Annotated in this window: 10 protein-coding genes; 3 read left to right on the forward strand and 7 right to left on the reverse strand. The window is 54.9% G+C overall.

Annotation, left to right across the window (positions count from 1 at the left end; translation table 11 throughout):
• Positions 1–6: 6 nt before the first annotated feature.
• Positions 7–861, reverse strand: a complete 855-nt coding sequence (locus AC01ZF_RS07305; protein WP_424674907.1) for a 3'-5' exonuclease — start codon at positions 859–861, stop codon at positions 7–9.
• Positions 858–2,093 (reverse strand): SH3 domain-containing protein, encoded by a 1,236-nt coding sequence (locus AC01ZF_RS07310; RefSeq protein ID WP_476575242.1) that lies wholly within the window; start codon positions 2,091–2,093, stop codon positions 858–860. Before AC01ZF_RS07310 ends, AC01ZF_RS07305 begins: the two co-directional genes overlap by 4 nt.
• A gap of 376 nt (positions 2,094–2,469) precedes the next feature.
• On the opposite strand from AC01ZF_RS07310, the gene metG reads away from it, so the two are divergent.
• Positions 2,470–4,272, forward strand: coding sequence for a methionine--tRNA ligase (metG, locus tag AC01ZF_RS07315; RefSeq protein WP_424674905.1), 1,803 nt, complete (start codon positions 2,470–2,472; stop codon positions 4,270–4,272).
• Between the two features lie 109 nt (positions 4,273–4,381).
• On the opposite strand, the gene AC01ZF_RS07320 is transcribed toward metG, so the two are convergent.
• A complete protein-coding gene (locus tag AC01ZF_RS07320) occupies positions 4,382–4,567 on the reverse strand; it encodes a hypothetical protein (protein ID WP_424674904.1) in 186 nt (61 codons plus the stop codon).
• 742 nt (positions 4,568–5,309) lie between these two features.
• Here AC01ZF_RS07320 and AC01ZF_RS07325 point away from each other — a divergent pair.
• Together AC01ZF_RS07325 and AC01ZF_RS07330 are read left to right on the forward strand one after the other, a co-directional pair.
• Positions 5,310–6,332 carry a hypothetical protein gene (locus AC01ZF_RS07325; RefSeq protein WP_424674903.1) on the forward strand — a complete coding sequence of 341 codons (1,023 nt, stop codon included), beginning with the start codon at positions 5,310–5,312 and terminating at the stop codon, positions 6,330–6,332.
• A 90-nt stretch (positions 6,333–6,422) separates the two neighbouring features.
• Positions 6,423–6,599, forward strand: a complete 177-nt coding sequence (locus AC01ZF_RS07330; protein WP_424674902.1) for a hypothetical protein — start codon at positions 6,423–6,425, stop codon at positions 6,597–6,599.
• 59 nt (positions 6,600–6,658) lie between these two features.
• Here AC01ZF_RS07330 and AC01ZF_RS07335 read toward each other — a convergent pair whose 3' ends face one another.
• From AC01ZF_RS07335 to AC01ZF_RS07350, 4 genes are all read right to left on the reverse strand, one after another.
• Positions 6,659–7,519, reverse strand: a complete 861-nt coding sequence (locus tag AC01ZF_RS07335) for an FAD binding domain-containing protein (protein ID WP_428131407.1) — start codon at positions 7,517–7,519, stop codon at positions 6,659–6,661.
• Positions 7,520–7,587: 68 nt separating this feature from the next.
• Positions 7,588–9,951 (reverse strand): xanthine dehydrogenase family protein molybdopterin-binding subunit, encoded by a 2,364-nt coding sequence (locus tag AC01ZF_RS07340; protein WP_476575243.1) that lies wholly within the window; start codon positions 9,949–9,951, stop codon positions 7,588–7,590.
• 44 nt (positions 9,952–9,995) lie between these two features.
• A complete protein-coding gene (locus AC01ZF_RS07345) occupies positions 9,996–10,478 on the reverse strand; it encodes a (2Fe-2S)-binding protein (protein ID WP_012616256.1) in 483 nt (160 codons plus the stop codon).
• A gap of 102 nt (positions 10,479–10,580) precedes the next feature.
• Positions 10,581–11,351, reverse strand: a complete 771-nt coding sequence (locus AC01ZF_RS07350; protein WP_424674899.1) for an SRPBCC family protein — start codon at positions 11,349–11,351, stop codon at positions 10,581–10,583.
• Positions 11,352–11,821: the final 470 nt, after the last annotated feature.

The following is an 11,821-nucleotide window of genomic DNA, read 5'->3' on the forward strand; positions in this document are numbered from 1 at the left end:
CCGGAGTCAACCCCCTCTTTCGGCTGATTCGTCAGGAAAATCGGGAAGGTAGGCACTGATTTTGGCAAGGAGGAAATTGCGAATATCGTTACGCAGATAGCAAAAGGCCCGCACGCTGAGGCCATTTGGCTCGATCACCAATTCGATGGGGCGAATCCGGCGTTCAACTGGCTGTGGGTTACTATTTGAGGTGTAGATAATGCGTAATGTCGTACCACTTGCCAATGCGGCAGCAAGTGGTGGGGGTGCTTCTGGTTCGGGTTGACCGGGGAGTAAGCCACGACTGAAACGTAGCGCATCATAGAGTGTCGTGACACCGTAATCGGCCAATTTCACCACCAACCGGTCGAAAAGGGCATGCAACGTCAGCACATCATTCATTGCACGGTGGGTAGGTATCGGGAGACCGAACGAGGTTGCGAGAGCGCCAAGGCTGAGTGATCCACGGCGTACACCGAGGCGGCGGGCCAATTCGAGGGTGTCGAGTGCGGGTCCGGTCAGCGGTGGATAACCGGCCCGAGCTAGTTCCATATTGAGAAAGCTTTCATCAAATGGTAAATTATGAGCGATCCGTACTGCCTGTTGACTTAGTTGCACGACCTGTACGGCCAACTCGACGAAGCGCGGCGCGCTTTGCAGATCTTCAGCTCGAATCCCGTTAACTTGGCTTGCTTGTGGATCAAGCTCACGTTCGGGATTGATCAACGTATTGATCTGATCGGTGATCTGCCGGTGTTCACGCCGTAGCATGGCTAGCTCGCAGATACGATGGCCGTTTTGTACGTCAAGACCGGTGGTTTCGACATCGAAAAACACCAGCGGCAGGTCGATCAGCGGTTGAGTATCGTCGATAGTTGTCATCGTGCTACCGGTACTTGGGCTGCTACATCATCGGGAATACCGAGCAGGTTGGCCTGGACCCAGCCCCCGCGCTCACGCACGTTTAGCACTTTATACCACATACCGTCGGCTGTGCGTTCCAGCAATTCGACCACTTCATTCCGTTCAACACGATCGATTTGCGCACTCGCCGGGTCAGCCGCTAGATAGACGGGTCCGCTGACAAACACCGTCACTATGTTGGCAACCGGTGTCTCAGCAGCGATCAGATCGGTCACTGCGAGCAAAGAGGCACTTACCCAGCCTACTTCATCGCGCACCGTGCGCACGTAGTACCAGAGCGCGTTGGGTGTGCGAGCAATGATTTGCACCTGTTCACCGGCGTTGACGCCACCGATCACATTATAGACACCGGTGAAGGGTAATTTACGCACGTTGCCGCCATTGGTAACAGCGACTTGCTGGACGGCGACTAAAGTGGGTGTTGGTGCGATGGTCGGAGTGGGAGTAGGCGCAGGAGTAGCCTGAGCTACCGGCGTATTCGTCGCTGTCGGTTGCGATGTCGGATTTGCGGGCACGGTTCCGTAGAACGCAGCCGCGAAACGTGGCGGAATCTGCAATTCGGCTTTGGCGCTGAGTGAGTCGTCAGGAAGGCTAACGACAACAGTGTAGCGCGGTCCTTCCGGGGTGGGATCGCCGTCGGCGAGCTTGGGGGCGCGTACTTCGCCACGATTGTTACGAATACGAATAGTCTTTTCTGGATCGATCCATTTGATCGGTTGATTATCGGCGTACAATGTCACGACGAGTTCGGTACCATCGGGTAGGCCGGTAGTGCGTACACGCACGAAGATAGTTGGCGGTTCGGCACTGGCAACGGTTGCATTTTCTATCGTCAAGCTAATCGGGATTGGTGATGGTGTGGGCGTAGGAGGTGGTGCTGCCGTGCTCCTGTTGGTTAGGCTTAAAACCAATACCCCAATGCTCATACAGAGCAAAATAGGCACAAGGATAAACAGGATCTTGGCGGCTAGTGATAGGTTGCGCAGACGATCTTGCCAACTCTGCGGTTCTTCAAGGGGGACGGCTGTGTAGTCAATCGGTGTCGCCGGTGGAGCTTCGGGGAGCTGTATAGTCGGTTGCGCAGCCCGCCGTCGACGAATGAGGATCACAACCAACAAAATGATGATCAGGCCAACAATGATGAGACCGATTGCTATTGGTGGTGAGATCTGATTGAGTATCGTTTGCATGAACAACCCCGATTCACAACAGCTTCAGATGCTTATGATATGCGAATCCGTCATTGTGCGCAACTAGACGGCTTATATTTGCGTATTCACGTGAAGTCTGGGTCTGTGTTATACTAAATGAGCACTATCGTATGTGCGGAGCAAGCATGAAACCCAGTTCGGCCAATGTGATTACGTATCTCTTTTTACCTGCCCACTGGCGTGGCCTTCGGCTAACGGCACGCGGTTTTATGGCGGTCTAACCGCCATCATGTATGTCCCCATCTACTTCATATAGTGTGCAATTGGAGGTGCACGGTGCAGACGGTGCTGCATTCGGCAGAGTGTCTCCGTAGGAGTAGAACATCATTGATGAAGTAATAATTGAGGGATTGATATGCCTGAACATATTCTGGTTGCTGTTGCATGGCCGTATGCGAACGGTCCACGCCACATTGGTCATGTGGCCGGTTTTGGAGTACCGGCGGATATTTTTGCCCGTTATCATCGCTTGCGGGGGAATCGCGTGCTGATGGTATCCGGTACTGATGAGCACGGGACACCGATCACGTTGGTTGCCGACAAAGAGGGGACAACGCCGCAAGCGATTGCCGACCGCTACAATAAGATTATCGGCGATGATCTGTATAACCTTGGCCTTAGCTACGATACCTTTACCCGCACGACAACGGCTAATCATTATGCGGTGACACAAGACATCTTCCGCACTCTGTACGAACGCGGCTATATTCTGCGTAAAGAGACGCTGGGCGCGTTTTCGGCTACGACCGGGCGCACCTTGCCTGATCGCTACATCGAGGGAACATGTCCAATCTGTGGGTATGATGAAGCGCGTGGCGATCAATGTGACAATTGCGGCAGCCAACTTGATCCCACCGACTTGATCAATCCACGCTCTAAAGTTGACGGTCAGCCACCGGTCTTCAAGCCGACCGAGCACTTCTTCCTTGATCTACCGGCGTTTGCCAAACAGTTGCATGACTGGATCAACCGGCAAGACCATTGGCGGCCCAACGTGCGCAACTTTTCGCTCAACTTTCTCAAAGATCTCAAACCACGTGCGATTACCCGTGATCTAGAGTGGGGTGTGCCAATTCCGTTGCCGGAATACACCAACCGCGACGACAAAAAAATCTACGTCTGGTTTGATGCGGTCATCGGTTATCTCTCGGCCAGTATCGAGTGGGCGCAGAATAGTGGTCAGCCTGATGCATGGCGTGAATGGTGGCAGAATCCTGATGCGCGTCACTTTTACTTCATGGGCAAAGACAACATTGTTTTCCATACCGTCATCTGGCCGGCGATGTTGCTCGGCTATGGAGCCGGTGGCCAGTTTGGAGCTGACCCTGGTGGTAAGTACGATGGCATCCCACTGCAATTACCGTACAACGTCGTCTCGAGTGAGTTTTTGACGATGGAGGGAAAGAAGTTTTCGAGTTCGCGCGGGATTGTGATCTATGTCAACGATTTTCTTAGCCGCTACGATGCCGATGCACTGCGCTACTTTCTCACTATTGCCGGTCCAGAAAATCAAGATACCGATTTTACATGGGCTGAGTTTGTGCGGCGAAATAACGACGAACTGGTCGCAACATGGGGCAATTTAGTCAATCGCACATTGAGTAATGTCTACAAGAACTTTGGTCGGGTGCCGCAGCCTGGCCCGCTCATTCCGGTCGATGAGCAGGTGTTGGCTGAAGTGACCGGTGGTATCGAGACGGTAGGGGAATTGTTGGCAGGAGCGCGGTTCAAGGCTGCCTTGGCTGAGGCAATGCGATTGGCAGCGCAAGTCAATATCTATCTGAGCGAGCAAGAGCCGTGGAAGGTGATCAAAAGTAATCATGAGCGGGCGGCAACGATCTGGTACGTCGCGCTGCGATGTGTTGATACGCTCAAGATCATCTTTACGCCGTTCTTGCCGTTCTCGAGCCAGCGCTTGCACGAGTATCTCGGTTATGATGGCTATATCGCCGGGCCACTCACCTTCCGCGAGGTGACCGAAGCAAACGGGCGTACCCATCGTGTCTTGACCGGTGACTACGATCGGTGGGTTGGTCGGTGGGAGCCATCGGCGTTACCGGTTGGGCAGGTACTACGTCAGCCGCAGCCAATGTTTAAGAAGCTCGATGACAAAGTGGTCGAAGAGGAGTTGGCGCGGATGCAAAGTCGGCTGGGGTAGACGGTGAGTGGTGAGACGGCGGATCGAGCGTGGTCGGGTTATGGCAGAGGGGCAGTGTAGTACACTGCCCCTCCGATTTTCTACAATCTACGATTATTACCATCTTGTGTTAGACGGCTGCTGGTGCCGGCTGTGTCGGTTTGTTGCGTCCCCACGGTGTGTCGAGGAGCGGCAGTAGGTAGTAATCAAGCCCATAGTAGCCGGCTACCTTCCATCCCAGCATCAGAATGATGGTGAGGGTGAACATAATCGGGTTGGTGCTTGCAGTACCAGCCAACATAAAGTTGAAGTTCATTAGTGCTCCGAAGAAGGCCGCAAATCCGACCAGACCACCAACGATAAGACCGATGCCGACGAGAGTTTCGCCGTAAACGATCAGTTTAGCAAACCACGTATGCGATTCGGTGTCGATCAGGAATTAAAGGGGGAATTGAACTTCACCGCGTTCGTTGACAGGGGGTTTCGGTAGCATCGTTGGCTTCCTTGCCTATTGCTTGTGAACGATTTCTTGTGATCGTTGTAGCGAGGATTGGTAACTTTTGACTAGATAAATTGTGGTTAAGAAATTGGTGATCGAAAATGCCAATTATAACTAACGCAGAGACGCAAAGGGCGCTTACGCAACGAGCGCCACCCGTAGGAGCACGGTACGCCGTGCCCCCACAAAGGGCAAAAGGGTGCAAAGACCGTTAACGCAACGAGCGCCACCCGTAGGGGCACGGCATCGCCGTGCCCCCATAAAGGGCAAAAGGGCGCCGCGGTGCAAAGGTCGTGAACGCTAAGGCGCGAAGGGTTTTGGATAGAGTTCGTATGTGTGATCTTGTGATGATATTAAAGAATTAATCTCTTGATAGATTTACTTCGTGATGTGGCATGATTTAATAAATAATTAAAATAACTAATTTCACAAATAATCCAGTTAAATATTATTTACGTAAAATTTTTAAATTAAATATTGCTTACTAACATCGTAATTTGTACAATTTTAATCATCTCTACTTTCTGTATTTAATCAGTGAATATTAAGGAGATTTCCTATGAAGTTACACCAGATGTACCGATGCACAATAGTCGTGGTGGTAGCGCTGTTGGTAACGCTTGTACCAGCAGAGTCGGCGCAAGCACAGAACCGGATCTGCTTCAATGAAGTGCCGGATTGCATCGAAGGCCGGTTTGCTGAATACTGGCGGCAGAACGGTGGTTTGCCGGTGTTTGGCTTCCCGATCACGCCTGCGTTTCAGCAAGAGGTGGAAGGCAAGGTGCGGCTAGTGCAAATCTTCGAGCGTAACCGCTTCGAGCTGCACCTAGAGAACGCGCGTCCCTACGATGTGCTGTTAGGTCGGTTGGGTGATGATTTGTTACAGCGACGCGGTACACCTTGGCAGAATGAGCCAAAGGCCCCCACGACCCAACAGGCTGGCTGCCGCTATTTTGCCCAAACCCGACATTTGGTCTGCGACGCTTTCTTACGTTACTGGCAGTCGCATGGGCTTGATTTTGACGGTAGACGTGGATTTAGTGAAGCTGAGAGCTTGGCGCTGTTCGGTTTACCCTTGACTGAAGCACGGGTCGAAACAAACTCTTCTGGAGATACAGTATTGACGCAGTGGTTCGAGCGGTCTCGCCTCGAGTTACATACCAACCTCGGGCCAGATGTTGTACTCCTTGGTCTGCTCGGTCGTGAAGCGTTTGGGTCCCAACCACTACCACAACCCCAACCAACGCCCAGACCTGCCGATCCGTGTAGCGGCATTCCGCCATCGGTGAATGGTAGTGTTGTACCAGACTGTGTTCGGGTTATCAATAACGAACCCTTTTTTCTCGAAGTTTTCGGGTTCGGCTTCACACCGGGCGAACGAGTCGGGCTGTACGCGACATATCTGGCAACCGGTGCGGTGATTCCGATCGAGAACACTGGTGACGATATTGCTGATGCAGAAGGTCGCTATCGCGTTGGCATCACGGGCAGTTCCTCGAACCCGTCGGGCTTGTACGCCATTACGATGGAGGGTGTGCAGTCAGGCAACAAAGCTATCGTGTATTTCAAAGTCATTAGGTGAGTATCGCTGTTACGCACGCTGTGAGGACGTTGGGGGCTTGGTTGTCGTTCCTACGTGTACCGTATACGAGCGCCTGTATTGCCGAGGGAAATGCGTGGTAAGGACGTTGAAATTAGCTTTGCCATCGTGGCACGCTTGCGAGGAGGAAATGGAGTAAGCGGATCGGGTGCGGTGTTGCTGGCAAGTGCGATCTGGGGAAACCACGATGTTGGTGCTGTTTGGCTTTCGATTGACCAACATGCGACCGGTTACGAACCGCAGCCATAAAAAGGGCGGGTTGACCAACCCCCGCCCTTTACCTTACTGCTCTACCGACATATAGCGGACTACCGGGCCCGCTCAATCGCCTTCAGCAGAGCGCGTTTGGCGTACACCTTACACATCGCTCGCCGGTACTCTTCGCTGGCGTGGATGTCGCCGAGCATATCCATGCCTTCGCCAGCATGGGCCGCGGCAGCGGCCACCGCATCGGCGCTGCCGTCAGTGCCGATCAGCGCTTGCTCGACCGCGGTCTGGCGTTCGGCTTTGGGACCGGCGCCCGTAATTGCGACTCGGCAGGCCGTAATTTGCCCGTTTTCCATTTTGACATACGCTGCTGCGCCCACAATCGCATAGCGGCTGGCGGGGTGAGGGAACTTGGCATACGCTGCGCCCTCACCAGGACCAAGACTGTTGAACGTGATCGAGGTGATGATCTCACCCGGCTCAAGCGCTGTACTCAGCATGTCGGTAAAGAAATCGGCAGCGGCGATCGCACGTGGGCCGTTCGGGCCTTCAACGTGGATGTGCGCATCAAGAGCCAATACGACTGCCGGCATATCGGCAGCAGGATCGGCGTGGGCGAGCGAACCACCGATGGTACCACGGTTACGCACCTGAATATCGCCGATCAGAGCTACGGCTTCGGCCATAACCGGGCAGGCCTTGGCCAATGCCGCATCGTGTTCGATTGCACTCCATGTCGTCATTGCGCCGATCTCAACCGTCCCGTTCACCTTGATCCCGCGCAGTTCCGTCACCCGGTTGATGTCGATCAACACACTCGGCGAAGCGAGCCGTAGCTTCATCGCCGGTAGAAGTGAATGACCACCGGCCAAAATCTTGGCGTCATCACCGTATTTTTGCAAGAGAGTGAGCGCCTCGGCAAGGCTTGCCGGTGCATGATAATCGAATGGGGCTGGAATCATAGCTGCTCCCTTATCCATTGTGGCAGGCGCCGGCCAAATCTAAACCCGCGCCTGCTCTCAAAACTCCGCTACTTCCCGTGAATCGCCTTCCAGATCCGCTCCGGCGTAGCCGGCATCTGTAAATGCTTGACACCGAATGGCGCGAGCGCGTCGATGATCGCGTTCATCACACATTGCGCCGAGGCAATCGTGCCCGCCTCGCCGGCTCCCTTCACGCCAAGCGGGTTCACTGGCGACGGCGTAATGGTATGGTCAGTCTCGATATGGGGCACCATCGCCGCCGTCGGTACCGCATAGTCCATCAACGTACCGGTCAACAGCTGACCATCTTCGTTATACACGGCGCCCTCATAGAGAGCCTGCGCCAATCCTTGGGCAATGCCGCCGTGGATCTGACCCTCGACGATCAGCGGGTTGATCTGGTTGCCGCAATCGTCAACGGCGATGTAGCGCAACAGTTTGACATGACCGGTTTCAGGATCGACCTCGACAATGCTAACGTGCGTGCCGAATGGGAAGGTGCAGTTCGGCGGATCGTAGTAGCTCGTCTCATCGAGGAAGGGTTCCATACCGGGCGGCAAGTTATACGCGACGGCAGCGGCGGCAGCCAATTCACCGATAGTCTTCGCTTTATCGGGCGAGCCTTTGACATACGCCCGGCCATTCTCAAAGACAATATCGGCTTCATTGGCCTCAAGCAGGTGGGCGGCCAGCTTGCGCGCCTTCTCTTTAATCTTGTCGACGCTCCGCTTGATGGCTACCCCACCGACGGCGAGCGAGCGTGAGCCGTAGGTGCCGTAACCGAATGGTGTACCCTGCGTATCACCCCACTGAATCTCGACATCTTCGTAGGGAACGCCCAGCTCGTCGGCCACAATCTGGGCAAAGGTCGTTTCGAGGCCTTGTCCGTGCGGTAGCGAACCGGTTGTCACTACCACTTTACCGGTGAGGTGAACGCGCACGTTTGCGCTTTCCCAGAGGCCGGCACCCCAGCCTTGACCACCCATCCACGCGCTTGGTGCGATGCCGCAAATCTCAACATACGACGAGATGCCGATGCCGAGATAACGGCCCTGCTGGCGCAGTTCGGCTTGCTGCTTGCGGAACTCGGCATAGCCGGCGATTTCGAGCGCCTTATTCAAGGCTGGCTCGTAGTTGCCGCTATCGTAAGGTAGCAGACCCAACCCGTTATCGTAGGGGAAGTCTTCCGGTTGGATGAAATTCTTGCGCCGCACCTCCGCCGGATCCATCCCGATCTCAGCGGCAAAGCGATCTACCATGCGCTCGATCAGATAGCTGGCTTCGGGGCGGCCAGCGCCGCGGTAGGCATCAACCATCGCGGTGTTGGTATAGGCGCCGGTAACATGGACATAAGCTGCCGGAATCTTGTAGACGCCGGTGATAATGCGCCCGTAGAGGGTCGTCGGGATGCCGGCTGCGACAGTCGAGAAATACGCGCCGATATTCGCCCACGTCTTCACGCGCAGACCGGTAATCTTCCCGTCGCGAGTACCAGCCAGTTCGGCCTCGGTAATATGGTCGCGCCCGTGGGTCGAGTACTTATAATTCTCGGAGCGGTCTTCGACAAACTTCACCGGTCGGCCCAGCTTGCGCGCGGCCCACATGGTGAAGGCCATATCGTTGTAGCAGAAGATCTTCTGGCCGAAACCGCCGCCGACATTGGGGGCGATACAGCGCAGCTTCGTTTCTGGCACACCGAAGACGAAAGCCGTCAAGAGCAGGCGATGCACGTGGGGCGCCTGCGAGGTCATCCAGACCGTCCATTCACCGGTCGTTGCATCATAGCGGGCAATGGAGCCGCGCGTCTCCATCGGCGTAGGAATCAGGCGCTGGTTTATAATCTCCTCTTTCACCACCACTTCGGCGCTGGCAATAGCAGCATCGGCTGCTGCTTTATTACCACATTCCCACTCAAACACGATATTGTTCGGAGCCGCCTCGTGGATTTGGGGTGCGCCGGGTTTGACGGCTTTACGGGCATCGACCACTGCCGGTAGCGGCTCGTACTCTACTTCAACCGCATCAGCCGCATCGCGAGCGATATAGCGATTCTCGGCCACGACCATCGCCACCGGATCGCCGACCATGGCCACTTTATCGACGGCCAGCGCGCGTGGGGGGACGGGATAATTCTTCACCCCGGCGGCCTGCCATGCTGCCGGCATCGGGTTAATATCGAGCATATCTTTGCCGGTAAAGACGGCGACCACGCCGGGCATCGCCAGGGCCTTGCTCGCATCAATCGAGACGATCTTGGCGTGGGCGTAGGGGCTACGCACCAAGGCGATATGGAGCATACCCGGCAACTTGATGTCATCGAGATAATTGCCGTGTCCGGTAATCAGCTTCGGATCTTCTCGGCGCTTTAGCGCCCGTCCAACTAGTCGCTCCTTCATCTCAGTAGCGGTCATCCTTGACTCCTCACTAGGTTCGGTGTGAACGGTTTTCGAACGGACTAATCAGCCGCCTGCGTTGCTGCCATTTTCTCGGCAGCATAGCGCACGGCGCGGACGATGTTCTCATAGCCGGTGCAACGGCAAAGATTGCCTTCGAGGCCGTGGCGAATTTCGTCTTCGGTCGGGTTGGGATTACGCTTGAGCAGATCGGCGGCGGCCATGATCATGCCGGGGGTGCAGAAACCACACTGAAGACCATGTTTCTCCCAGAAACCTTCTTGCAGCGGATGGAGCTGACCATCTGAGGCCAATCCTTCGATGGTGGTAATCTCGGCTCCATCACATTGGACGGCGAGCATCGTACACGACTTAACGCTGACGCCGTTGACGTGAACGACACATGCACCGCACTGACTGGTGTCACACCCGATATGGGTTCCTGTCAAGTTAAGATGCTCGCGCAGGTAGTGAACCAGCAGTAGGCGGGGCTCAACATCGCTGGTGTAGCGGACGCCGTTAACTGTGACCGTAATCGTTGTCACTCTCCAACCTCCTCGTTGATTGCGAAGCGAACTACTGATGGGCGATAGATGATGGACGTAAGCTGACCGAACCGAATATACGACAACCGGCGGCTGCGTCGGTTAGCGACGCTGGCCGAGAAGATACCCAAGCAAGAACGCAATAATGACCCAAGGCACCCACGGACGTTCCTTCAAGAAATCTTCAATCACGCCGAGTGCGACATCGACTTCACTTAACCCTTCGCCGGCAGGCACGTGGATCGTTCGTCGATATGCAGGTTGTTCTGTTGTGGAGTTGGACGTAGCGGATTGTGTCGGTTCTGTCGTTGGTGACGGGATAGCGGTGGTGTCAGAAGTCGTCGTAGTCGACGTTGGTTCGGCTGGAGCCGCCGATGTCGGCTCTCCCGCCGCTGATGGTGTTGCTTCTGGTGAGGGCGCGACGGTACCGCTGCGGCGTGCTTCAATCTGGGTGGCTAAAGCTTTGAGACTCTGTGAGATTAACGTCTTAGCGGCGCCATCGAGCAAACGCTGACCAACGCTTGCAATCGTGCCACCGACGTGTGCTTCACCACCATAGTCGAGGATCGTGTGACCGTTCTCTTCGCGGAGGTGGATACTACCCGATCCCTTGAGAAAGCCGTTATTTCCTTTGCCATCGACATGAATATCATACGATTCGGGCGGATTAATGTTATCGATCTTGACCCGCCCGCTGTACACACCGCGTACTGCTTGCAAGCCAATCTTTAGCGTACTTTCGTACTCATTTTCGCCAACTTGCTCAAGGCGCTGGCAACCGGGAATGGTGCGGGCCAAGACTTCTGGATCATTCAACGCCGCCCACACTTCCTCACGACTGGCAGCAAAGGTGTAATTGCCGGCGATCTTCACAAGAGCTCCTTGCTGTCTCGTTTAAAAATGAGGCAAACCAGACAGCCTCTTCACTAGCACATTGGGCATCGCCAACACACAATGCCTCTATCAGGCAACAGGTGTGTTGACAAGCTATTGGGCATGCACGAGATGAAATTATGCAGATTCAGATATGGGTTCCATATTCATCCTACCTAAGAGCGCGTGCTTTGTCAAGATATAGTGACCTGGGAAGACGTGGAACTCGTAGTGAGCAGTGTGGCTTGGTCTCAATTGACTGAGGTTCAGACATGAGGTTAGGACACCCAAATTAAAAAAGAGGGACCTCACAACATGTCAAGCTTGCGCGCTGTGCTCGCAATGACAGAGGGGGCTCGTTGGGATGGAACGTGGCGCGTGTCGTGCCCCGCCCCCGCTCCCTGTCATGTCGAGCGCAGCGAGACATCTGCGATGCTGGTCAGAGCGCGCGCCGCACAACGGATGCCAAG

This window comes from Chloroflexus sp. (genome assembly GCF_056331925.1).

Bases quoted from the DNA above. Each gene is read 5' to 3' on its own strand.
- AC01ZF_RS07305 (WP_424674907.1), bottom strand. From the start codon at position 861: ATGACAACTATCGACGATACTCAACCGCTGATCGACCTGCCGCTGGTG.
- AC01ZF_RS07310 (WP_476575242.1), bottom strand. From the start codon at position 2,093: ATGCAAACGATACTCAATCAGATCTCACCACCAATAGCAATCGGTCTC.
- metG (WP_424674905.1), top strand. From the start codon at position 2,470: ATGCCTGAACATATTCTGGTTGCTGTTGCATGGCCGTATGCGAACGGT.
- AC01ZF_RS07320 (WP_424674904.1), bottom strand. From the start codon at position 4,567: ATGAACTTCAACTTTATGTTGGCTGGTACTGCAAGCACCAACCCGATT.
- AC01ZF_RS07325 (WP_424674903.1), top strand. From the start codon at position 5,310: ATGAAGTTACACCAGATGTACCGATGCACAATAGTCGTGGTGGTAGCG.
- AC01ZF_RS07330 (WP_424674902.1), top strand. From the start codon at position 6,423: ATGCGTGGTAAGGACGTTGAAATTAGCTTTGCCATCGTGGCACGCTTG.
- AC01ZF_RS07335 (WP_428131407.1), bottom strand. From the start codon at position 7,519: ATGATTCCAGCCCCATTCGATTATCATGCACCGGCAAGCCTTGCCGAG.
- AC01ZF_RS07340 (WP_476575243.1), bottom strand. From the start codon at position 9,951: ATGACCGCTACTGAGATGAAGGAGCGACTAGTTGGACGGGCGCTAAAG.